At 59.8% G+C, this 25459-nt stretch carries 12 protein-coding genes; 4 read left to right on the top strand and 8 right to left on the bottom strand.

Going from position 1 to position 25459, the window contains the following annotated elements; all coding sequences use genetic code 11:
- Positions 1-222: 222 nt before the first annotated feature.
- The gene (locus HMPREF2605_RS05225) at positions 223-2691 is read right to left on the bottom strand and encodes a fibrinogen-like YCDxxxxGGGW domain-containing protein (RefSeq protein ID WP_049349998.1); all 2469 of its coding nucleotides are present in this window, start codon (positions 2689-2691) and stop codon (positions 223-225) included.
- 528 nt (positions 2692-3219) lie between these two features.
- A complete protein-coding gene (locus HMPREF2605_RS05220; RefSeq protein WP_070847248.1) occupies positions 3220-5586 on the bottom strand; it encodes a fibrinogen-like YCDxxxxGGGW domain-containing protein in 2367 nt (788 codons plus the stop codon).
- Positions 5587-6141: 555 nt separating this feature from the next.
- Between HMPREF2605_RS05220 and mfd the strand changes: the two genes are divergently transcribed.
- Positions 6142-9891 (top strand): transcription-repair coupling factor, encoded by a 3750-nt coding sequence (gene mfd / locus HMPREF2605_RS05215; RefSeq protein WP_070738611.1) that lies wholly within the window; start codon positions 6142-6144, stop codon positions 9889-9891.
- A 154-nt stretch (positions 9892-10045) separates the two neighbouring features.
- A complete protein-coding gene (locus tag HMPREF2605_RS05210; RefSeq protein ID WP_049349996.1) occupies positions 10046-11464 on the top strand; it encodes an NAD(P)H-quinone dehydrogenase in 1419 nt (472 codons plus the stop codon).
- 143 nt (positions 11465-11607) lie between these two features.
- Here HMPREF2605_RS05210 and HMPREF2605_RS05205 read toward each other — a convergent pair whose 3' ends face one another.
- From HMPREF2605_RS05205 to HMPREF2605_RS05190, 4 genes are all read right to left on the bottom strand, one after another.
- Positions 11608-13008, bottom strand: coding sequence for an MFS transporter (locus HMPREF2605_RS05205; RefSeq protein WP_005508870.1), 1401 nt, complete (start codon positions 13006-13008; stop codon positions 11608-11610).
- Between the two features lie 381 nt (positions 13009-13389).
- Positions 13390-15210: an acetyl/propionyl/methylcrotonyl-CoA carboxylase subunit alpha gene (locus HMPREF2605_RS05200; protein WP_070847247.1), complete on the bottom strand. Its 1821-nt coding sequence runs from the start codon at positions 15208-15210 to the stop codon at positions 13390-13392.
- A gap of 151 nt (positions 15211-15361) precedes the next feature.
- Entirely contained in the window at positions 15362-16069 is a 708-nt protein-coding gene (locus tag HMPREF2605_RS05195) for a Maf family protein (protein ID WP_070634138.1), read from the bottom strand.
- Between the two features lie 315 nt (positions 16070-16384).
- Positions 16385-17803, bottom strand: coding sequence for a dicarboxylate/amino acid:cation symporter (locus tag HMPREF2605_RS05190; protein ID WP_049341627.1), 1419 nt, complete (start codon positions 17801-17803; stop codon positions 16385-16387).
- A gap of 383 nt (positions 17804-18186) precedes the next feature.
- On the opposite strand from HMPREF2605_RS05190, the gene HMPREF2605_RS05185 reads away from it, so the two are divergent.
- Both HMPREF2605_RS05185 and HMPREF2605_RS05180 read left to right on the top strand, forming a co-directional pair.
- Positions 18187-19137 carry a hypothetical protein gene (locus tag HMPREF2605_RS05185; RefSeq protein ID WP_070847246.1) on the top strand — a complete coding sequence of 317 codons (951 nt, stop codon included), beginning with the start codon at positions 18187-18189 and terminating at the stop codon, positions 19135-19137.
- A 134-nt stretch (positions 19138-19271) separates the two neighbouring features.
- Positions 19272-20564, top strand: a complete 1293-nt coding sequence (locus HMPREF2605_RS05180) for a glutathionylspermidine synthase family protein (RefSeq protein WP_070847245.1) — start codon at positions 19272-19274, stop codon at positions 20562-20564.
- A gap of 140 nt (positions 20565-20704) precedes the next feature.
- On the opposite strand, the gene HMPREF2605_RS05175 is transcribed toward HMPREF2605_RS05180, so the two are convergent.
- Together HMPREF2605_RS05175 and HMPREF2605_RS05170 are read right to left on the bottom strand one after the other, a co-directional pair.
- Complete coding sequence (locus HMPREF2605_RS05175; protein WP_070847244.1) at positions 20705-22462, bottom strand: DUF885 domain-containing protein; 1758 nt, start codon at positions 22460-22462, stop codon at positions 20705-20707.
- Between the two features lie 232 nt (positions 22463-22694).
- On the bottom strand, positions 22695-25100 hold the full coding sequence (locus tag HMPREF2605_RS05170; RefSeq protein WP_070847242.1) for a restriction endonuclease: 2406 nt from the start codon (positions 25098-25100) through the stop codon (positions 22695-22697).
- Positions 25101-25459 lie beyond the last annotated feature (359 nt).

Raw genomic sequence — 25459 nt, 5'->3', positions numbered from 1 at the left:
ACGTTTTTATAAATGATGAGAATAAGCCCTAAATAATGCTCTATTTTTGCCCGAATGGAAGATAAATATATATCTCTGAATGAAAGAACCTTCATGTAAATGAATGAAATAGATTCACATTGTGCAAAAAAGTCCCGGGCTGGTCATGAACCAGCCCGGGACAATAGGGCGAACATCACTAAAATTCTTTGTCACAAAAGTGGATATCGCCCTGATGAGGGGTTATGCTGCCTGGACAGCCTCGGTACTTGCCGAATAGTTATCTGCAGTATCTACCGCGCGCACATAATAGCGGGCGCCATCGCGGTGATCCACCGAATAGCTCGTACCCGTAACCGTCGCAATAGGACGATCATCGCGCAGAACCTGGTACTTCACCCTGCGCTCGGAAATACCCGACCACGTCAGCTGATCCTTGGAACCGTTCGTCGTGACCTTCAGATCGCTCGGGGGAGCCGGAGGGGTCACATCACGAGGAGCATAACGCGCGAAGCCAATAGTCGGCTGTACGCCATTAGCGCCCAGCGACTTACGGATATCGCCACCAACCCACAGGGTGCCCGTGGAATCCACGAAGGACTCCCACACACCGTATCCATACGCGCCGTTCATAATCGGTGCGAACTCCGGCAGCATCTTGCCGCTGTCCTTATCGAACGCAGCTACCAGGCGAATGGTCTGAGCATTAGTCGCGTTCTCCCACTCCGAATAGACAGTGTCTGCGCCCTGGAAGAGGAAATCGCCGCAGTGGCACGCACCGTAAATAGTGTTGCCGCTCAGGTGCAGATCCTGGAAATCGCCACCCTCACGAGTAATCGCACTGTCCGTGCGGCGCATCGAGCTTTTCTCGTAACGGGTAATCATATGCTCGGTGCCACCCACCCAGACGGAGGAACCAGCATCCTGAACATCGAACTGGAAGCCCCACATCCTGCGCTCGTTTTTCAAATCCCAGGTTTGGGCATTCTTGGGGGTATACGAAGGACGGTGGTGCCAAGCTACCGGGTTCGTGCTACTGCCTTGCATATGAGCGAGACGGAACGCCTCCTGGTTATTCAGCTGGGTGAAGTAACCAGCGACGTACACATCGGCATTGCCCTCAGAAGCGCTCACGCCGTTAACTGTGCCATTAAAGACCGGACGCCAGTTCCAGTCCACCTCACCGTTGCTCAACTTAATGCGAGCCAGGTTCCTCGCATACGCGTAGGTGGGGGAGGTCTGGCCCTTCAAGTGAGTGAAGGAACCACCAATGTACAGGTAGCCATCACGCACGTGCAGGGTCTTAATCTGTACCGGTACGGAAGCAATGCGGCTAACCACGCGGATATCCCAGTCCTTAGCAACCTGACCGGTCTGCGGATCCAGAATTACAAAACCGTTGTAGTACTCGCCGTTCACCTGGTCGAAAGAACCACCCACAGCAAGCAGGCCGTTCGGCAGAGCCTCAACCGACTTCACCTGACCGTTAATCTTCGGGCGGAAGGAACGGCGCAGCTCGCCGGTACCCACCTCGTAACCAGCCAAGAAAGCCTGCTCAACCTTCTCGCCGCTTGCCGACTCAACATACGCGAAATCGCCACCGGTAAAGACAGCGCCACCGACCTCGGTGATCGCCTCAACCTGGGTGTTCATCTCGCCGTTCTTACCGGTTCCGGTATCAGCGCTGGTACGCCACTTCCACTTCTCGGAGTAGCTATTGGGTAGCGCGCGGCGGTTACTTGCCGCAGCGCCCTGCTGGCCATAATCATGCAGACCCTTAGCCACCAAATCGTTCTGAGTCACCTTCGGGCGCAAGAACATCTGAGTAAATACCAGGGGAGTGGTCGAATCATCCGCCGGGCGGTAAATATACGCCGAAGGACGGTTCATCAGGTAGGTCTCGGTCCACCATGTAATCTTGGCGTTGCGACCGTAGGTGAAGCCCAACTTGTAGCCCTGCGATGCCTTCTCTTCGAAGTTCAGGGAACGGAAGTCATCAGAATCATGGGTGAAGATGTTACCAGCCACCTGACCACGGTTGGCGTAGTCATAACGGTTACTGTACTGCCAGGTGTTTTTGACCGAAATATTTGACCAGAACATCTTCGAACGCAAAGTCCAAGTCCATTCGGTACTGGAATCACGGTGAGCCTTAAAATCCTGCCAGGTAGTGCCCTCAACGTTCATCGCGCGATGGAAACGCACGCCATCGGGCAAATCCTGCGGACGGGTACCGTTCAGTAGCGCGTTCACGGTCACGCCGGAGAGCTGCACCGCATCAAAGCCGGTCGGGTTCTTATACAGCTGATCGGCATTACCGCGACCGTAGTAGTTCTCAGTCCAGCTCTCACGACCGCGGCCAATCATAACCCAGCCGCCGCCATCAGTTTCCTGATCGCAATAGAACTGCTCAGGAGCACTCATCGCAGGGGTGTACAGCCAGTACGCGCCGCTCTTGCCACGCGGATTATTCTGCTTAACCTCCCAGCAGCTCGCAGCCGCGCGCTCGCTCGACGAACCGTCATAGTAGCGTGCATCAGCAGCCTGCGCGCCCGAAGCAATCGGACCCAAAGAAGCCGCAACCATCGCAAAAGAAGCAGCCGCCGCACCCAAAGCACGGGACCCGGAGCGAGAAGCTACGCGAGAGCCCTCAGAAGCGGAGGAAGCAGCACCCTGCGCGCGCCCTCCACGCGTGAACGGAAGAAAATTCATTTGTCTCTCCTAGAGACCTCAACCGGCACACAGCAGAAAACTGCAATTCACACAGCAACACCCACCCCACACAAGGCACAGCATAGTGACCAGGCATCGGGGTAAGGGGGAAGCGTTATGAACTGCGCTAACAGCGAGTCTGTAGCCGGAATCAGTGAGTGTAGTTATCGGAAATTGAATGAATACGCCCCACCCCTCACGCACGAAGCCAACAGTGGCAACGCACCCGTACGAAGCGGAACGCTAAAAATCTGTGAAGTTTCCTCTGTCGTACCAACAGCGAAGAAACACCACAGATCAAGATTCAGCCCATCATCGGAAAGGACGGAAGCAACCCATCCGACGCAATGAATCCCAACCCATCATAGCCGCCACAGGGGCGAAGAGATAGCAAACTGGGAAAACCGGACCGAACCAAAACTATAGAGGGCATACACCCCGGGTGCACCGCCGCCTGATTCGGACCCCGCAAACCCTGCAGAGCCCGAACCAGGCGGCGGCTCAAAGAAACTAGATCAACAATCTGACCTAAGCCTGAGCAGCTCCCGTGGAAGCCGAGAAGTTCTCAGACGCATCGATGGAACGCACATAGTAGCGAGCGCCATCAGTATGCTCAACCTCGTAGCTGGTGCCCGAGACCGTAGCAATCACACGGTCATCACGCAGCACCTGGTAGCGAGCACCGCTCTCACGAACACCAGACCAAGACAGCTTATCGGTCGAGCCATCACGCTGAACCGACAGATTCGACGGAGTCGACGGGGCGGTCACATCGCGAGGAGCAAAACGAGCAAAACCGACAGTGCGCTGCTCACCATTAGCACCCAGCGAACGGTTAATGTCGCCACCAACCCACAGGTTGCCGCGAGAATCCACGAAGGACTCCCAAACACCGTAGCCGCTAGCGCCCTTCAGAACCGGGCTGAACTCGCCGATGACTTCGCCGCTATCCTTATCGAACGCTGCGACCAGGCGCATACGGTGAACCGCCTTCGATTCCTTCCAATACGTGTGGTAGCCGGTCGAACCCTCGAAGAGGACATCACCGCAGTGGCACGCACCGTAAATGGTGTTACCGCTCAGATGCAGATCCTGCCAGTCGCCACCGTACTTAGAGATAGACGAAGAAATACGGCCGTAACCGTTCTTCGAGTAGTTCGCAATCAGGTGGTCAGCGCCGCCAGTCCACACGGTCGAACCAGCATCCTGAACATCGAACTGGAACGCGTACACAATGCGGTCAGTAATGTTCAGCTTCAGCGACGGCTCCCACTCCCACTTAATGTTCGAAGCGTTAGAACCATTCAGCGCCGCCAGGCGGAACGCGCGCTGGTTATTCAGCTCAGTGAAGTAACCCGCAGCGTGAACAGTCGAGTTGTCGGATGCAGCGGTAATACCGTTGACCGTACCGTTAAAGTTCGGGCGCCAGTTCCAATCCACCGCACCGTTCGAGAGCTTAATACGAGCGGCACCACGCGAGTAAGCGTACGCCTTAGACGTATTGCCCTTTACATGGGTGAAGTTACCGCCAATGTAGAGGTAACCATCCTGAACCAGCAGGGTCTTCACCTGCGCGGCAGCACCATTACGGCGCTGAATCTGAAGATCCCACGTGCGGTCGATCTGGCCGGTGGTTGCGTCCAGAATGACGAAGTGGTTGACCTTCTCGCCGTTAACCTCGGTGAACTCGCCACCAACTGCCAGGCGGTTATTCGGCAGAGCCTCCAGAGCCTTAATCTGACCGTTGAAAGTCGGACGGAAAGAGCGAACCAGTTCGCCCGAATCCACGTTATAGCCCGCCAGGTACGACTGGTCCACGCGCTCGCCACCAGCCGACTCCACATACTTGAAGTCGCCACCGGTGAAGACGGTGTCGCCCACCTGAGTAATAGCCTGAACGTAGGTGTTCATCTCGTTCTTCTTGCCGGTGCCAGTCTGCTCACTGGTGCGCCAACGAACGGGCATCGTGTAGCTATTGGGCAGAGCACGACGGTTGCTAGCGGCAGAGCCAGAACCAATTTGCGAGAAGTTCAAGTCACGCTGAGTCAGCTTCGGACGCAGGAACACCTGAGTAAAGGGGATGGAGTAACCAGCGGAACCACGCTTGTGGTAAATATATGAATCCGGATTCTCATTACCGAAGTTCACCAGCGCACCGTACGCAAAACCAATCTGGTAGCCCTGGTTCGGGTTCGCGAAGAAACGAACAGAACTGGTGGTAATACCCGGAGCCATCTCCGAGGGGGAACCGCCCATACGCGCAGTGCGGTTAATACCGGCACCGGTGAACTTCACGGTGCCCCAACGCTGACCGTAGCTCATCGCCCAGGTCCACTGCTCAGTCTGAGGACGCTGAACATAAACGTTCTGCCACTGGGTGCCCCTTGCATTGTGGGCACGGTGCAGGCGCATGCCGTCGGGAAGGTCCTGAGGCTTAATGCCGTTCAGCAGGGCATCGACAGTGTTTGCGGGAAGCTGGACGGGAGTAAAAGCGGAGGGACCCGTGGGGTTCTGGTGCAGTTGACTCGGGTCGCCGGTGCCGTTGTAAGACTCGGTCCAACCCTCACGACCGCGACCAATCATGACCCAGCCGCCGCCATCAGTTTCCTGATCGCAGTAGAACTGCGCCGGGCCGCTCATCTGCGGGGTGTACAGCCAATAAGTGCCAGAAGAGGCAGAAGGATTAACCTGCTTGACCTCGTAGCAGGAAGCAGCCGCCTTATCGCTGCTGGAACCATCATGGGTGCCGGTAGCAGCCGAAGCGGGAGTAGTAGGAGTAAGCGGTGCCGCAGTGAAAGCGGTACCAAAAGCGAGTGCGAAAGCGGCCCACTTTTTAGCAGACCATGAATGGGCATGGCGCTTTTCAGCGGGTTTGTTCGTGTATGTGGTTGTCATATGCGTCTTTCTGATGCGACGTTCCGGAAGAAACATCGAAAGATACGGTGAATTTAGCGCACTAGAAAAACCGCAGTAAATACTGAAAACCTGAGGTTGGTTGGAAGAGGTAAACAGAATCCGGAAGGGGATATACTGTCTGGTTTTTCTGTAAGCGTTAATGATTAGGGTACAGGATTAAGCTGTGAAAATAATGGTGCACAAAGTGCAAAGATGCCCGTGAGTGTGTGATTTGCGCCCCATGCGATGAACGTTGTGGCACAGGAACAGACACGGAAGAAAACCATACTCAAATATCACCCACGAAAGCGACAATCGAGTGCAAAAAGGAATATATTCCGTCACAGAAGAGTACAAGAGAAAAATGCCAGAAAAAGCAGACAAGTCCTACAATGGAAAAGCCGCAAAAAACACCCCAAAACGCACAAAAAGCACCGTGAGATAAAGGCAAATTCACTCGGACACCCCAACCGGCACCGCCCAATACCGACCATCCATAGAAGCCCTCCACCAGCTCAACCGCCGCAAGCGAAGACCCCAGATTCAGGAGAACCCGTGAGCACCACCCGAAAAGCTACCGCACAGCCCCTCGAGGCACCCCTGCACCCCCTCCTGAACACCCTCAACCAACTCAGCAGCTGGGCCGCAATCCGCACCGCCGCCTCCGCGAAGCCCACCGAACGTAGCGCACGCACCCTCATCGGCGCCGTCGCCGGAACCCACGCCGCGCTCATTGCAGACATCTCCACCGCAGTACGCGACACCACCGCTGAAGCGCTCAGCCTCATTATCGCCCCCACCGACCGCCAAGCAGAAGACCTCGCCGCAGCCCTGCGTTCCTACCTGCCCGCCGCAGACATTGCGCTCTTCCCCGCCTGGGAAACCCTGCCCCACGAACGCCTCTCACCGCGTTCCGACACCGTAGGCCGCCGCCTGCAGGTACTGCGCGCCATGACCGGGGATGCGGCTAACCGCCCGCAGGTCGTCATCGCGCCCGTGCGTGCCGTCATCCAGCCCATCGTCACCGGCATCGAAAAGCTCGAACCCGTGCACCTGGTTCGTGGCGAAGAATACCCCTTCAAGGATGTGGTGCGCGGCCTCAACGACGCCGCATACTCCCGCGTAGACCTGGTTGCCAAGCGCGGCGAATACGCCGTACGCGGCGGCATCATCGACGTCTTCCCGCCCACCGCAACTACCCCCGTGCGCCTCGAATTCTTTGGCGACGAACTCGACGAAATGCGCCACTTCTCCGTCGCCGACCAGCGCACCCTCAGCGGGGGAGAGGAGCTCACCGAACTCACCCTGCTGCCCTGCCGCGAACTGCTCATCACCCCCGAGGTCATGAGCCGCGCCGCACGCCTGAAGGCAGACTACCCGGCAGCCGCAACTATGTTCGAAAAGATTGCCGGCGGAATCTACGTCGAAGGCATGGAATCACTCACCCCGCTACTCATCGAATCCATGAACACCCTCACCGAGCTACTGCCGGCTGGGTCCATGATTATCAACGTCGAACCCGAGCGTGTGCGTGCCCGCGCCGAAGACCTCGTCGCCACCAACGAAGAATTCCTCGCCGCCGCCTGGGACACCTCCGCAGAAGCCGACGCAGTAGCACCCATCGACCTCGGACAGCTCCGCATGAGCGACAGCGGATTCCGCACCATCGACCAAACCACCACACAGGCACTCGAAGACAAACTCAGCTGGTGGGAAATCACCGAACTCGTCACCGACGCAGACCTGCTCGAAGACGCCGCCGCAGGCGCACTCGAAAACCAGAGCATCGCCGACGCCATCGAAGACGGAATCGACACCTACACCGTCAACGCCACCCCCGCAACCGCATTCAACGGCTCCGTCGAACGCATGCTCAGCCAGGTCGGCGACCTCATCCAGCAACAGTGGACCGTCCTCGCCCTCACCAACGGCCGCGGCTCCACCGACCGACTCATCGACCTCTTCCACTCCGGCGAAGGGGCACCCGCCGTACCCGCAGCCCGCCGAACCAGCCTCGAAGCCGACCCCGCCGGCGACCTCGAACACGGCATCGTCGAGGTCTGCGAGGCACCCGCCTCCGCAGGTTTCCTTATCGAGGAGGCTAAGCTCGCCGTCTTCACCGAAGCCGAACTACTCGGCCGCCGCGGAACCTACGCACCCCGAGGCGCCGCAGGACAGAAATTCAAGACGCGCCGCCGCCGCAACGCCGTCGACCCGCTCGCGCTGAATCCCGGTGACTACGTGGTGCACGAACGCCATGGCATCGGCAGGTTCGTCGAGATGACCTCCCGCCCGGTTGCTGGTGCATCCCCGGTCAACGGCGTGCAGCCCATGAAGGAATACCTTGTCATCGAGTACGCCCCCGCCAAGCGCGGTGGCGCGCCCGACCGCCTCTTCGTACCCTCCGACCAGCTGGATTTGATCTCCAACTACGTGGGGGGCGAGAACCCGAGCCTGTCCAAGATGGGCGGCAGCGACTGGGCTAAGACCAAGTCCCGCGCTCGCAAGGCAGTCAAGGAAATCGCCGCCGACCTGGTGAAACTCTACTCGGCACGCCAGGCCTCGCGTGGTCACGCCTTCGCCGCAGACACCCCCTGGCAGCGAGAGCTGGAAGAGTCCTTCCCCTACAACGAGACTCCCGACCAGCTCACCGCCATCCACGAGGTAAAGGAGGACATGGAGAAAGAAATCCCCATGGACCGTCTCATCTCCGGCGACGTGGGCTTCGGCAAAACCGAGGTCGCCGTACGTGCCGCGTTTAAGGCGGTACAGGACGGCAAGCAGGTCGCGGTGCTCGTGCCCACGACCCTGCTCGCCCAGCAGCACTACGAGACGTTCAGCGAGCGCTTCTCTGGCTTCCCCGTGAAGATTCGCGTGCTCTCCCGCTTCCAGAAGGCGAAGGAAACCCGCCAGATTACCGAAGAAATCGCCTCCGGCGCGGTGGACGTGGTGATCGGTACCCACCGCATTCTCTCCGACAGCGTAGTGTTCAAGGACCTGGGCCTGGTCATTATTGACGAGGAGCAGCGCTTTGGCGTGGAGCACAAGGAGAAGCTCAAGCAGATGCGCACCAACGTGGACGTGCTCGCCATGAGTGCAACCCCGATTCCGCGCACCCTGGAAATGTCGCTAACCGGTATTCGTGAGACCTCCACCCTTGCCACCGCGCCGGAGGAGCGCCACCCCGTGCTGACCTTCGTCGGCCCGCGTACCGACAGCCAGATTACCGCCGCGATCCGCCGCGAGATCATGCGTGAAGGACAGGTTTTCTTCGTGCACAATCGCGTGGCTGACATCGACGATGTTGCCGCCGAAATCGGCAAGCTCGTGCCGGAGGCGCGCATCGCCACCGCCCACGGCCGCATGAGTGAATCGCGCCTGGAGCAGATTATTGTGGACTTCTGGGAGCGCCGCTTTGACGTGCTGGTGTGCACCACCATCGTGGAGACCGGCCTGGATATTTCGAACGCGAATACCCTCATTGTCGACCACGCCCAGAACTACGGTCTGAGCCAGCTACACCAGCTGCGTGGCCGCGTGGGCCGTGGTCGCGAGCGCGCCTACGCCTACTTCCTGTACCCGGTGGATAAGACCCTCGGCGAGATTGCGCACGAGCGTCTGAAGGCGGTGGCGACCCACAATGAGCTGGGCGCTGGCCTGCAGCTTGCGATGAAGGACCTGGAGATTCGCGGTGCCGGCAACCTGCTTGGCGGCGAACAGTCCGGTCATATTGCCGGTGTTGGTTTTGACCTGTACCTGCGCCTGGTCGGCGAGGCGGTCGCAAACTACCGCGGCGAGAAGGAAGAGCGCGAGGTCGAGACGAAGATTGACCTGCCCGTCAACGCGCATATTCCGCACACTTACATTGATTCTGAGCGTCTGCGCTTGCAGGCATACCGTCAGATTGCTGCCGCCGATACCGAAGAGAAGATCGCGGAGGCTCGTGAGGAACTGGTCGACCGTTACGGCGAGCTGCCGGAGGCGGTAGAGAACCTGCTTGCCGTGGCGACGGTGCGTATGCACGCTCGTGCCGCCGGTATTCATGAGCTGGTGGTGTTGGGGCCGAAGGTTCGCGTGGTAACCGCTACGCCGCTGCCGGAGTCCCGCCAGATGCGTCTGAAGCGCGTGTACCCTGGCTCCACGCACGCCCAGCCGAAGGGTATGGACACCTGGCTGACGCTGGTTCCGCGCCCGAAGACCATGCCGGTGGGCGGCAAGGACCTGGTGGACGGCGCGATGCTGCAGTGGGCTGAGAAGTTCATCAACTCGATTTATGCCGAGAAGCCGCAGGCTCTCGAGGAGTAGAGACCTACAGGGGTAGGTGTCGCCCTGTCATATCGGGCGGCCGAACCATGATGCCGAACCATGAAGATGCTCGCCGTGCAGGTTGCCACAATATGGCATATCTGCACGGCGAGTGCGTTTGCCCCGTAGGGGCGGCATAGCTCACAATTAAGGCATGACTTCAACGGTGAACTATGCATCTCAGCGAATTGTAATTATTGGTGGTGGCCCCGGCGGCTACGAGGCAGCGATGGTGGCTGCCGCATCCAACGCGGACGTGACTCTGATCGAACGCAACGCCATTGGTGGCTCCGCCGTTCTGACTGACGTTGTGCCCTCTAAAACCCTGATTGCTACGGCGGATATGATGACCCGCTTCTCCGAGGCGGGTAGCCTGGGCATTGAAAACACGAAGGGTAAGGCGCCGCAGCTTCGTGTTGATATGGACCGCGTGAACCGCCGAGTCCGTGACCTGGCCCAGCAGCAGTCTGCCGATATTAAGCGTGCCCTGGCCTCTGCTGGCGTGAAGATTATTCACGGTACCGGTAAGCTCCTGGACCGCCACACCGTGCAGGTGACTGATGAGGCGGGTCTGGTCTACCCCCTGCACGCGGACTTTGTGCTGTTGTCGGTGGGTACGCATCCGCGTGAAATGGCGACCGGTATGCCTGACGGCGAACGCATCCTGACCTGGACTCAGCTGTACAACCTCTCCGAGGTTCCCGAGGAACTGATTGTGATTGGTTCGGGTGTGACCGGTGCCGAGTTCGCTTCGGCGTATAACGGTCTGGGTTCTAAGGTGACCCTGGTGTCTTCGCGTGACCGTGTGCTTCCCGGTGAGGATGAGGACGCAGCTCGCGTGCTGGAGGACGTCTTCGAGCGTCGCGGCGTGCGAGTGATGCCGCGTTCCCGTGCGGTTGCTGTTGAGCGCACCGAGGATGGCGCCGGCGTCATCGTGACCCTGTCGGATGGTCGTAAGGTGTCCGGCACTCACTGCCTGGTGGCTATTGGTTCGATTCCGAACACTGAAGATTTGGGTCTGGAAGCAGCCGGTGTGGAGCAGACCCCGAGCGGTCACATTAAGGTGGACGGTGTGTCCCGCACGAGCGTGAACAGCATTTACGCCGCCGGTGACTGCACGGGCGTGTACCCGCTGGCTTCCGTGGCCGCGATGCAGGGTCGTATCGCTATGGCGCACATCCTTGGTGATGCGGTGCGTCCGTTGCGTACCGATAAGGTCGCGGCGAACATCTTCACCTCCCCGGAGATTGCGACCGTGGGCGTGAGCGAGAAGGACCTTGCCGAGGGCGCCTACCGTGGCGACGCGGTGACCCTGCAGCTGAGCACGAACCCGCGTGCGAAGATGATGGCGATGCGCGACGGCTTCGTGAAGATTTTTGCTCGCCGCCACTCCGGCACCGTCATCGGTGGTGTGGTGGTTGGTCAGCGTGCTTCCGAGCTGATTTACCCCATTGCTCTGGCGGTGGAGAAGAAGCTCGCGGTGGACGACCTGGCGGACACCTTCACGGTTTACCCCTCGCTCTCTGGCTCGATTGCTGAGGCTGCGCGCAAGCTGCACACTCGCGGCCTGTAAGCCGCGTATAGATACCCTGGGCTTGTAGAGAGCCGGTATCTCTGAAACGCACAAAAGCGGTGGGGGTCGCCTCCTGAATTCCTTAGATTCAGGAGGCGACCCCCACCGCTTTGCTGTAGAGACGCCTTAGCCCCTGCGAAGTTTTACTTCGTGGTGCTGACGGCGTTCATATCCACGTCACGGGTTTCGTGAGTGAGCAGGATGAAGACAACACTCAGGATCGAGGCGAATGCCAGGTAGCCGCCCACTGCAGCCACACCGTAGGAAGTGTTCAGCCAAACAGCCACGAACGGGGTCAGTGCCGCACCGAGGATGGACGCCACGTTGTAGGCGATACCGCTGGCGGTGTAACGCACGTTAGTGGGGTACAGCTCCGGCAGGTATGCGGACATGGAACCGAAGGACAGACCCATCAGGCACATACCGATAAAGATGAAGAGGGTAACCACAGCGGCGTTTGCGTTCGCGCCGGTACCAACAACGGAGGGGGAGATGAACAGACCGAAGGACAGACCGAAGACAGCCATCGCGATGGTGGTCCACAGCTGCTGGGTGCGGCGGCCGTACTTGTCAGCCAGCCAACCCGAGATCGGAATGAAGATCGCGAAGCCAATAATGGAGATCAGCTGAATGATCAGGAACTCGCGGTAGGGGATCGCTAGGCCGCCCTTATCCGCCTTGCCGATACCGTAGGAGAGGACCCAAGCGGTCATCAGGTAGAACAGCACGTAGCATGCCACCATGATGAAGGTGCCCTGAATCATGGGCCACCAAGCGACCTTGAACGCCTCAACGAGCGGGGTCTTCACCTTCTCATTGTTAGCGGCAGCCTTGGCGAAGACGGGGGTCTCCTCCAGCTTGAAACGCACGTACAGACCAACGGCGACCATCACGATGGACAGCAGGAACGGAATACGCCAACCCCAAATGAGGAAGGGGTGCTCGAGGTTCTTCGCGTCGGTTGCGGAGTTGAAGGTAATCCAGCTGGTCAGCAACAGCATGAAGCCGTTCGCAAGCACGAAGCCGATGGGTGCACCCAGCTGAGGCCACATCGCAGCGCGGGCGCGCTTGCCATCCTCAGCGTATTCGCTCGCGAGCAGCGCCGCACCGGACCATTCGCCGCCCAGGCCCAAGCCCTGGCAGAAACGCATAATGGTCAGCATGGTCGGTGCCCACAGACCAATCTGGTGATAGGTGGGCAGCAGGCCGATGATGAAGGTTGCCAGACCCATGGTGAGCAGTGCACCGACGAGGGTAGCCTTACGACCGATCTTGTCGCCGAAGTGGCCGAAGATCACTGAACCGAGGGGGCGCGCGATGAAGGCGACGCCGAAGGTAGCGAAGGAAGCCAGAAGCTCGGTGGTTGCGTCCTTCGAGGGGAAGAACAGTACGGGGAACACAGCCACTGCTGCAGTGGCGTAAATGTAGAAATCGTAGAACTCGATGGTGGTACCAACGAGCGAGGCGAGAATAACTCGACTGCGAGGAGTCGTATTCTTCACCGGTGCAGCAGACGCTTTCGTGTCGGATGCAGAAGCGCTCATGAGGAAAACTCCCGAGATGGTGAATTTGTGTGTACACATGGAGCCTGAGGTAGGTGTTCCGTTGCCGGTCAGCGCGGGAGGCGGGTGTGCCGTAGGCGCGTACTGGGTGCCGTGACCGCACCGGGTGGGGTGCGGCAGGCGTCGGATTCTGAAAGGCTCCTCTAAAGTGCAACATTATAACTCTGTTCAGAAAAACCCAAACAAATACAGCCACTATCTGGACGCGAACACAGGGGTTAGCGGCGTAAATCCCACCTAAACAGGCAAGAGCGGACATAGAAAATCCCCCGGAAAGATACGAGGTATTACCTCATACCCTTCCGGGGGATTCGTATAGCCTATGGCGCTCGCAGTCGCGAGACCTCAGTACCGAGCGAAGTGTTACTTGATGGTCGCCAGCACCGCGCCGGAGGTGACGGTATCGCCCGGCTTAGCCGACAGACCCGAAACCTTACCCGCCTTGTGTGCGGTAATGGGCTGCTCCATCTTCATTGCCTCCAGCACCAGAATCAGGTCGCCCTCAGCGACGGTGTCGCCGTCAGATGCGGCAACCTTGACGATGGTGCCCTGCATGGGGCTGGTCAGCTCATCGCCGCCACCCTTCGCCGCGCTACGTGCCGAACGGGACTTGCGGGTCTTGGCGGCGGGCTTAGCGGCAGGCTTGGTGCCGCCACCCAGATCAGGCAGGGACACCTCCAGACGCTTGCCGTTGACCTCAACGACCACGGTGGTGCGCTCATCCTCATCCGAATCCACGCTGCCGGGTGCACCGGAGTACATGGGGATGGTGTTGTTGAACTCAGTCTCAATCCAGCGGGTGTGCACCTTGAACTCGCCGCCCTCAGCCGGCGCGAAGGCGGGATCATCCAGCACGACGCGGTGGAACGGAATGACGGTGGGCATACCCTCAATGGTCAGCTCAGCCAGGGCACGGCGGGCACGCTGCAGAGCCTGCTCACGATCCGCGCCGGTAACAATGAGCTTAGCCAGCATGGAGTCGAAGTTACCGCCGATAACGTCGCCAGCCACGAAGCCGGAATCCCAGCGCACGCCGGGGCCGGTGGGCACGGTCATCTTCTCAATCGTACCGGGAGCGGGCATGAAGGAACGACCCGCATCCTCGCCGTTAATACGGAACTCGAAGGAGTGACCGCGCAGAACCGGGTCCTTCTCCTCAATCTTCTCGCCGCGGGCAATACGGAACTGCTCACGAACCAGATCCAGACCGGAAATCTCCTCGGAGACCGGGTGCTCCACCTGCAGACGGGTGTTCACCTCAAGGAAGGAGATGGTGCCGTCGGTGCCGACCAGGAACTCACAGGTGCCGGCACCCTGGTAGCCAGCCTCGCGCAGAATCGCGCGGGACGCCTCGTACAGGCGTTCGTTCTGCTCATCGCTCAGGTAGGGGGCGGGTGCCTCCTCAATGAGCTTCTGGTTACGACGCTGCAGAGAGCAGTCACGGGTGGAAACCACCACAACGTTGCCATGCGCATCCGCCAGGCACTGGGTCTCAACATGGCGGGGCGAATCCAGGAAGCGCTCGATGAAGCACTCACCGCGACCGAACGCCGCGGTAGCCTCACGAACAGCGGACTCGTACATCTCAACAATGCTCTCGCGGTCGCGCGCCACCTTAATGCCGCGGCCACCGCCACCAAATGCGGCCTTCACCGCAATGGGCAGACCGTGCTCATCCGCGAAGGCAACAACCTCATCGGCGGACTTGACCGGATCCTTGGTGCCGGGCACCAGGGGAGCGCCCACCTTCTGCGCGATGTGGCGTGCCGCCACCTTATCGCCCAGCTGGGTAATGGACTCGGGGGAGGGGCCAATCCAGGTCAGACCCGCGTCGATGCACTTCTGAGCGAACTGCGCGTTCTCAGAAAGGAAACCGTAGCCGGGGTGCACAGCGTCAGCGCCGGAACGAATAGCAATCTCAATGAGCTTGTCCATCACCAGGTAGGACTGTGCCGCGGTGGCACCGCCGAGAGCGTAGGCTTCATCGGCAAGCTTTACGTGCTGGGCGTCGCGGTCGGGGTCAGCATAGACGGCGACGGTCTGCAGACCCTCATCGCGGGCTGCGCGAATCACGCGGACAGCAATTTCACCGCGGTTAGCGATCAGAATCTTGCTGACCGGGCCGGTGTGGCGGCCGGGAACTGCAGTAAATTTCTTGGCGGCTTCTGCCTGGTGCTGAGTCACTTAAAGCTCTCCTTTAATCTCCTGCTCCAAGGATACATCGGCAGGATTGGCGAATATAACGCGCATCATACTGTTCTATCTTATCGATTGGTGTTCAATAATGTGTATTCCAGGGCGCGCTTTGAGACAGATTTATACGATTGCGCTGAATCTAATCCTCATCTTGGGGCGCCAGCCACAAATCGGTCACAGCAACCTCGCGGCGGCGCAACATATCGCGTAGCGCGTGGATGGACAGGCCCACCACCGTGTGGAACTCGCCCTCAATACCGCGAATAAACGCCGAACCGTAACCGTCCAGGGTGAAGGAACCGGCTACCCAGAGCGGCTCGCCGGTAGCAATGTACGCCTCGATTTCTTCGGGGCTGAGCTCATCAAAGTGGACGGTGGCGCTGCGCAGTTCAGAAACAGTGGGCAACTCAGAAGTTGCAGGCGGTTCAGTGCCCGGCTCAATACCGCGCAAATCCACTAGAGCGTGACCGGTGTGCAGCACGCCGTGGTTGCCGCTCATTGCGCTGATGCGCTCGCGTGCCGCCTCGGCAGTGTGCGGTTTACCGTAGGCAACGCCGTCAAACTCGAACACCGAATCGCAGCCCAGAACCAGCGCATCGCGCACACCCTCGGCGGCAAGTTCAGCGGCAACTGCCTGCGCCTTCAGCTGCGCCAGCAGGGAGGCGGTTTCAGCCGGGGTGAGTCCCGCACGTCCCTGCGCTCGCGCCTGTTCGTTGGCGGTAGCGAGTGCGGCGTCCTCATCTACGGAGGAGACGCGCACCGTGAACGCGATGCGGGAGTCTTCCAGGAGCTTGCGGCGTGCCGGGGATGCGGAGGCAAGAATCAAACGGATCGGTGTGGTACTCATAGGTTCTATTTTAGAGCCTCACGAGTGACCCTTACTCTCGGGTGCAGATTGAGGGTGCTGAGAAGCCGGTGGGAGGGAGCGGAAAAGCAGGGGATATAGAGAAAGAGCGTGTCCCATCCCCCTCAACCACGTAGGAGATGGAACACGCCGTTCAAAATCATAACTCTTCTCAAACATTAAAGAAAAGAAGAATCAATCGTGACGTTTTATGACGTTTGGCAAAAGTATGTCATCCATGTTGGGGCACGAGAGCGAGAAAGCTACACGGCGCTAGGCAGTACAGCCTAGCGCCGTGTAGCTTCAAGAGTCGCCAGGTTAGCGGCGTGCCGCGACGGTGTTGTCCTCCACCTCGTGCAGACGCTGCGCCTCGCCGGCGATGCGCTCATCGTAGAATTCCTGAGCCACGAAGCCGCCCTCCGAACGGGGAGCGTTGTAGAGCTCCTCATCCAGGATGCCCTCGCGGCGAGCCACAATCGCGGGAACCAGAGCCTGACCGGCAACGTTCAGGGCGGTACGACCCATGTCAACGATCGGGTCAATCGCCAGGAGCAGACCCACACCGTCCAGCGGCAGACCCAGAGTGGAAAGGGTCAGGGTCAGCATCACGATTGCGCCGGTCGTGCCGGCGGTTGCGGCCGAGCCGAGCACGGACACCATCACAATCAGCAGGTACTGGGTGAAGTCCAGCTGAATACCGTAGAACTGCGCCACGAAGATTGCGGCAAGAGCCGGGTAGACCGAGGCGCAGCCGTCCATCTTAGTGGTCGCACCCAGCGGAACCGCGAAGGAGGCGTAGGCGCGGGGAACGCCCAGGTTACGTTCGGCAACGGTCTGGGTCATCGGCATCGAACCCATCGAAGAGCGGGACACGAAGCCCAGCTGGAGCGCCGGCCACACGCCCGAGAAGTACTGGCGGACCGACAGGCCGTTCGCACGCACAATAATCGGGTAGACCACCAGGAAGACCAGCAGCAGACCAATGTAGAGGGCGATAACGAACGCAACCAGCGAACCCATCGACGCCCAACCGTAGGCGAACACTGCCTTAGCGATCAGACCCACGGTGCCCAGCGGTGCCAGGCGGATAATCCACCACAGAATCTTCTGAATAATCGCCAGAGCGCTCTTGACCACGTCGATGAAGGGCTTAGCAGCCTCGCCGACCTTCAGTGCGGCAATGCCGACCGCACCGGAAATAACCAGAATCTGCAGCACGTTAAAGGACGCGGAGGCAGTGATGCCGGAATCACCAGACTTGGCGCTGACACCCAGACCCAGGAAGTTCACCGGAATCAGGCCGGTTAGGAACGCGGTCCACGAACCGGTCGAGCCGGTGTACGCCTTGCCCTGCACCTGCGCGCCCACGCCCGGCTGAACAATCAGGCCCATCGCAATACCGATGAGCACCGCGAAGAACGCGGTAATCGCAAACCAGATGAGCGTGTTGACCGCCAGGCGTGCCGCGTTCGTCACCTGCGACAGGTTCGAGATGGAGGCGACCACGGCGGTGAAAATCAGCGGAACAACAGCCGCCTTCAGCAGGGTGACGTAGGAGGAACCGATGGTATCCAGGGTCACCATGAGCCAGTTGGGGTTGCTCTTCGCATCCCCGCCCAGCGCGAGGGCGAGCGCGCCAAGGACAATACCGAGAATGAGGGAGGCAATGATTTGGTTGCCGAAAGACGTAGCCCACTTGGGCAGACGCGAACGAGATGATGCATGCGGTGTAGACATGTGGCATACTCTAAAACTTTTGTGCACTCGCGCGCGAGTTTGTGTGAAGAAGTGTTTCAACCCGGTGCAGTATAGGGGATGTGTGACGAATCGTGACCTTCCGGCAGGCCCGCCTGCAAGCGAGCGTAACGGCAGTTCGTGAGGTAGCTAGAGGCAGATATTTAAGGGGGAATCACCGCAAAAGCAAACAGAAAGGAAACAACTGCGCAACAAGCGGCGAAGCTTGCTGAGATTTTGCCGTCAGCTAAGAACCCGAAAGCGAGGGCTTGATATGCTGGAACCACACCGATAGTCCGGCGAAAGTCGCCGGATGATGCTGTACCCACTCAGCTTCATGTACGCGTTGAGCGTTACGCCACGCACCACCTTTCAAGGAGAGATGCATGAGTTCTGCTCCCCAATACCCCGGCGGAACCACCACCCCCAACGGCCCGAAGAAGCCTCGCAACCGCATGGAAGCGGTCGCAGATTTCGCTACCCGCGCCGCACAGACCTCTGCCCAGCAGACCCTGAACCTGGGCGCAACCCGCCCCGGCATCGCCAAGATGATTGCCGTAGCGGGTGCCGGCGTGCTACTGGTTGGCGGTGGCATCTTCGCCTACAACTCCATGCACCAGGAAGAGAACGCATTCCTGTCGCAGGGCGAAGAGTACGCCCGCGTCTGCCAGGACGCGAAGACCGGCCTGCGCGTGGAAGATAGCGAATGTGAGAAGGCAGGCGTTCAGGAGCCGACCGACTCATCCAGCAACGGCTCGTCCAGCAGTGATTCCTCGGGTTCCTCTAACTCCTCTGGCTCCTCCAGCTCTTCCGGTTCGTCTGGTTCCTCGGGCTCATCTGGTTCGACCACCAGCCACAATACGTCGAATGCTTTCCTCTGGTACTATCTGGGCCGTCAGAGCGCATCCAATTCTTCCGGATCCCACTACATTCCTCCCGTGGGCTCTAAGCTTTCCGGAGGCAGCACCACCCGCCCCAGCAACGGCACCGTCTACAGCGGCGTGTCCTCCAAGGGCGGCGGCTTCGAGGACTCCTACCGCACCGCGAAGAAGTCCTCCACCGTTTCCTCCGGCAAGGTGACCAGCACCAACAACTCCGGTAAGACCTCCTCGGTGCGCAATAAGACCACCGGCTCGGTCTCCAGCGGTAAGCAGGGCACCAGCAATAGCGGTAGCACCGGCTCCTACAGCAAGTCGAACACCTCCAAGTCCTCCTCGAAGTCCGGTTCTTCGTCCAAGTCTGGCTCTTCGTCCAAGTCTGGTTCTTCCTCGAAGTCCGGCAGCAAGGGCGGTTTCGGTGGCGGCTCCAAGTCCGGTGGCGGCCGCTCCGGCGGCTAAGCCATAAGCCATGACACTGAATGCGGGCAGGGACTGAACGGTCCCGCCCGCATTTTCCTCACCAGAACAACCACACCCGCGGTGACGTAACAACACCGCTTTCCAATCACTACTTCGAAGGAGCCTAGCCCCTCATGCGCCGCGAAGAATTTCCCGTCGGCCGACCCGACTGGGAGAACGTCATCATTGAGGAAGGCCTCACCTACAGCGTGGACGGCCCCCACGACACCGACCACTACTGGAACGAATACGCCGCCTACATTTTCAGCCCGCAAGAAATGGACTCTGTGCGCGCCCAGGCGGAAGAAATGCACCGCATGTGCCTGGAAACCGTCGAGTACATTGCCTCCGGCGCGTTCGGCACCCTCGGCCTGCCGCAGGCGGCATTCAACCTCGCCGTAGAATCCTGGAACCGCCGCGACGCCGACTTCTACGGCCGCTTCGACTTCACCTACTCTGGTGTGCCCGGCGACGCCATGAAACTGCTCGAATACAACGCCGACACCCCCACCGGCATCGTGGAGGCGGCAGTCAGCCAGAAAACCTGGGCGAAAGACCAGCGCCTCGACACCCGCGGCTACGCCCACTGGGGTGAAATCGGCGAAGCCTTCACCAACCGTTGGCGCCACATCTTCGCCCCCGAAATCACCGCGGGCGTGCAGCCCGTATTGCACCTGGCGCACGTGCCCCCCGAGATTGACGAGACCAACGAGGACTACAACAACCTCTGGCTCATCGCCTACTCGGCACAGCAGGCGGGCATCAAAACCCACATGATTCCCATCGACGAAGTCATCTTCAACGAAGACACCAAGAGCTGGGAAGACGCACAGGGACGGCGCATCACCAACCTCTTCAAGCTCTACCCCTGGGAAGACCTGGTCACCGACAGCGAAGCAGGCTACGACAAGCTCCTCTTCGCCTACCACGGCGCCATGGACCGCTGGATTGAGCCTGCGTGGAAGATGTTCCTCTCCAATAAGCTGCTGCTCGCCGCGCTCTGGGATAAGTACCCCGGCCACCCGAACCTCGTACCCACCTACGCGGGCCACCGCGGCGGCATGCGCAACTGGGTTCGCAAGCCCATCTTCGGACGCGAAGGCGACGGTGTAGAAATCTACGCCCCCGACTACGACGTTTTCATCAAGCCCGAAGACGATGACTTCTTCGCCAACGCCCCCGAAAGCGAATTCATCTACCAGGAATACATCCCGGCACCGCGCTACGAGGGCATTATCAACCCGGTCAGCCATCCCATCCTCGGCGTGTGGGTGGTCGACGGACGCACGGTAGGCGTGGGCATCCGCGAATCGAACGGCGCGCTCACCGACTACTGGTGCCGCTTCGCCCCGCACCTGGTGGATCTGAACGACTCCACCGGCATGGGATTCGGCACCACCGACCCCGGCACCGCAAACTTCGGATAGCCCGGAATCCCGATAGATAAACCTCGCACGAAAAGACGAAGCCCCCGCCTCAGCTAAAGCTGAAGCTGAAGCGGGGGCTTCATCTATAGAGCCTCGCCCGGAGACACTCCAGAAGCGGCGAGGAGCGAGCAGACTAGAGGCTACTCGTCGTCCTCATCGTCGTCATCCTCAGTATCCAGAGGAAGCATCATCTCATCGGTCAGGGCGCGGCGCAGAGTGTCCAGACCCACCGAACCGAGCAGAAGCGCACGGGTGTGGAATGCACGCATGTCATCGCCGCGGCGTACAGCCTGATCGCGCAGCTCCAGCCAGAGGCGCTCGCCAATCTTGTAGCTCGGCGCCTGACCCGGCCAACCCAGGTAACGCAGGAACTCGAAACGCAGGTGACCCTCGGACTCGTCCAGGTTCAGCTTCAAGAACTCGTAACCCAGCTCAGAGGTCCAGATGGTGCCCGGTTCAACGCCCAGCTGCTCAGCCCACTCCGCGGGAATCGGCATCTCGCAGTGAACACCAATATCGAAGACCACGCGGGCGGCGCGCATACGCTGAGCGTTTAGCATGCCCATGCGGTCACCCGGATCCTTCAGATAGCCCAGTTCCTCCATGAGGCGCTCGGCGTACAGCGCCCAGCCCTCACCGTGACCGGAAACCCACAGCATGTTCGTACGCCACGAGTTCATGGTGCCCTTCAGAGCCGTAGCAATAGCAATCTGGAGGTGGTGGCCCGGAACGCCCTCGTGGTACACGGTGGAGGTTTCACGCCAGGTAGTGAACGTATCCTCACCCTCGGGAACCGACCACCACATGCGGCCCGGACGCGAGAAATCGGGGGAGGGGCCGGTGTAGTAGATACCGCCCTCGTTCGTGGGCGCAATGCAACACTCAATGCGGCGCATGGGGCCGCCAATTTCAAAGTGAGTATCCGCCAGGTTCTCCACCGCGGCGTCGGCGAGCTTCTGCATCCATGCCTTCAGCTCATCGGTGCCGTGCAGCTGACGTGCCGGATCTTCATCGAGTAGCTGCTTCGCACGCTCAATGCTTGCGCCCGGCTCAATCTCCTCGGCAACCTCACGCTGACGAGCGATAATGCTCTCCAGTTCCTTCACGCCCCAGGCGTAGGTTTCGTCCAGGTCAATGGTGGTACCCAGGAACGAACGGGAGTGCAGGCTGTACGCCTTACGGCCCACAGCGTCGCGGGAGGGAGCGATCGGCTGTAGCGTCTCCACAAGGTAGCTGTTGAGGCGGCGGTAGCCTTCCTTAGCAGCTTCGGCACCTGCGGCAGCCTCGTCCTTCAGCGCGGGGACAGCCTCGGCGACCTCAGCGGCCAGCTCGTCAAAGAAACCACTGGGAGCGTAGTACGCGGCGGTCTGCTCAATGACAATATCCACCTGGCGGCGCGGGGCGACCTTGCCCTCTTCACGAGCCGCCTCAAGGGTCTGGATGTAGCCCTCCAGCGCCTCGGTCACGCGGTGCATACGACCAATAATGTGCTCCCAATCCTGCTGGGTGTTGCGCTTCATCAGGTCAAAGACCGAGCGCACCTCCTGCGGGACGGAGGCAATATTGTTCAGCTGCCAGCCACCAAAGCCAGCCTTGTGCTGCTTGCGGTACAGGCTCAGGCGCTCCTGCAGAGCATCCAGGGTGACCAGGTCAACGTCATCAATAGGCAGGACGTTATCGACCTTCTTCAAAGTCTTCTTCGCAAGGCGCGCGAAAGCCTTCTCGCCGGCGGGCGAGTAGTCGGGGTACAGGGTCTCTACGCCTTTGCGACCAAGCTCGGTTGCATGGACGGGGTTCAGGTCGAGGACCTTTTCAAAATATTCGTTAGCAATCTGATCGACGTCGGTCAGCGAGCGCTTCAATCGGTAGATGCTGGGAAGTTCCTGGTAAGTGCTCATGTTCATATCCTAACTCAGGGGTGTGCCTTCAACCACGATTTTCGGTGATATGGGTCGCTTAAACCGGCAATATTACGTGCTGAGCGGCACCGAACGCCAAGAAAAGGGCCCACCTGTGGACAACTCACCGGGGAGGATGCGCGAAAACGCCCCGGCTTTCTCCCTCCGAACGTGCAGGAAAGAGAAAACCGGGGCGTGCCCAAGATGGGCTACAAGCTACTAGCAGGGGAGGCTAGCCGGCGAAGTATTCGCCGTTCAGCTCCAGCAGACCGTTCGCACCCTCGACCACGCCGAGGCGGTGCGCAATGAGGCGGTCCTGCAGCTCATCACCTGACACCAAGTCCACCAGAATGTTCGGGTACTTGGTCGAGCAGCGGATGAACTCGTCGTACGCCTCATCGCTGAACGGGGCGTTCGTAATGAAGGTGCCGAGCTGACCGCCGCGGGCGTGAATAGCCAGGAAGAACGCGGTAATATCCTGCGGCTGAACGCTCGCGGACAGCACACCGCCAGCTACCGGGCGCAGAGTGCGAACATAGAATGCTCGCTCTTTTTCGCCGGTGGCGGGGGTTGCTACGCCGTCCACGCCCTGCGCCTGAAGAGCCTCCACGGTGTAGCCGCGCATCAGGAACAGATCGAAACCAATGCTACGGAAACGCTCCTCAGACACCTGCGCCAGGGCGGGTGCCAGAGCCTCGCGGCGGAAGACCTGACGGTAACGCTTCAGAGCCTCACGCACCTGAGCGGCAGCCACCTGTAGCGCGGTCGAGGGCTCAGCAGCCGAAACAGCCGGAGCCGAAACAAACGGCTGGGCGGGAGTCGCAACGACCGGCGCAGCAGCGACCGGTGCCGCCGGAACCTCAGCGGGAGCCTGCGCCGCAGCCACCACCGGCGAACCAGCCGGACGCGCCAACAGCGCCGGAGAAGCACCCGGTACCGGAGCCAACGGCTCACGACCCTCACGGGCCGCCAGACGAGCCTGACGCTCCGCGGCACGCGCCTCCTTGGCAGCCTGAAGAGCCTCCTCACGAGCCTGCAGTTCAGCGGCAATATCCTGAGGCAGCTTGTGCTTGAGCGATTGGGGCGGCAGCGGCGCCATGCGGGCGGTCACCGCCTCCGGAGCGCCCTCCGGGAAACGCTTGAGCAGTTCCTTACCCGCCTCGCTCAGCTCGTAACGCTCCGGGTTCTTGCGGGAAGTACGACCGGTACCCTCACGCAGAGCGTTCAGGTAGCGCTCGCCCTTCAGCACGTGCATCGCCACCGAATAGCGGTTACGTAGACGCGGGGTCAGCTTGTAGCGGTGCGGCGCGACCTCACCCTGCAGGTACGGGATGTCCAGGGCGATCTTCAGCTCATCGTAAATGTCGTAGTAGGAGATGCGCGGGTTCTCCTCCACGAGCTTCAGAATCGGGTACAGCAGCTGATGCGGGTACGGCAGAGCATCCACAGCGGCAGGATCCAGCAGAGCCGAAGCCACCAGCTTCTGAACGCTCGGCTCAGCCATCTGCGCCAGGGTGGGCGCAAACGCGGAACCCAGCGAGTAGACGGTCTCACGCTCGGACAGGTAGTGGTGCGCGGTCAGCACATCGTAGATGTAATCCTGCGCGTCAATCTGCACAAAATAGGGGTTCGAGGACGCCTGCTGAATACGCTCGTCGCGGTCAAAGACCTGCTCCAGGCTCGGAAGGCTCAGCTCCACATCGGCGCCGTGGTCGTTGAGAGTATCGAGCAGAAGCACGCCCATGTGGGTCAGCAGAGCGTCGGTTGCGGCAATATCCTCAGCGGTAATCGAGGTGCCCTCATCCTTCACCAACGCCAGCACGGAGCTCAGCTCGCTCGCCGGCACGCCGGTCTCCTCATGACGAGCCACCAGCTCCTTCGCAGACGGGGACAGCGAGTACAGAGTCAGCGGCGAATCCGTGTGCTCGTGAATGGTCTTGGTGCGCAGGTAGCCCTCACGGGTCAGCAGGCTCAATGCCTGAGCAATCACCGGCTCAACAATGCGCTGCTCCAGGTACGACAGACCGTACCAACCCTGCACGAAACCGCACTCGCGCAGCACCAGCTCACGAATCTTCACGGGAGCCGCCGCGGGGTAGGACGGGGTAACGCTCAGGACGATGGGCAGAAGCTCACGCACCGTAATGTGCGAGAGCAGAACCGGGTAGAACTGCTTCAAGTAGTAGAGGTACACGCCGCTGAGGAGGGGCAGAACCGGCAAGAGAGCCTGAGCCTGTTGCTCCTTCGGGGTACCCAACAGCTCGCGGCCAGCCTCGCTCAGAGTGTAGTGCAGATTGCCCGGATGCAGCTGGCTGAGGGACACCTCAAGATAATCAGCGTTGACCAGCGCCGCAATCAGCTTATTAAGCGCCTCACGGAAGAGGACATTGTCACCCACAGCGATGAAACGCTGAGTCATATTGAAACCCAGGTCTACGCCAACCGGGGTGTACATATCGGGGAAGAAAACCTTCTCGCCACGATCCTGCGCGCGCTCAAAATGGCGGAGCAGAGAGAAAGCCGCCGCAACGCTGAGAGTGCGTGCTTCCTCGGGTAGAGCCTCCCACGAGGTTTCCTGCTGCAAAGAGTGCAATTCGGAATGATCGATATGGAGCATTGTTTTATTCACAAAAGCCACGCCGGGCTCCTTATCTAGTGTTATTTATCGTGCAGGCGTTCTTCATGAAGTGCAGTCATTTGAGCGGGAAAATAATCACGAAAGTGAGCGGCACCATCTTTATTTTTGGGCCGGCACTTTGAAATCCCGCTGTGAAGAGAAGCAAGGTAGGTAGTTTTTTCTCAACCCGTCCCGCTTACGCACCGTCTTCTATGACGCGCACTCAGAAAGAACGCTATAAATTGGGGTGAAGTGTCTAGACCGTCACGGGTATATACACTTCGTGAAATAATGCGAAGAATATATAACGCACTACCTTCTCATTGTATCGGCTGGTTCGAGAAATAACCTAGATTTCTAAAACCAGCCGATATGTGAAA

This window comes from Rothia sp. HMSC065C03, assembly GCF_001837295.1.
Lineage (GTDB): Bacteria > Actinomycetota > Actinomycetes > Actinomycetales > Micrococcaceae > Rothia.
The sequence above is the reverse complement of the archived record's forward strand: the minus strand, read 5'-3'. Positions and strand labels throughout refer to the sequence as shown.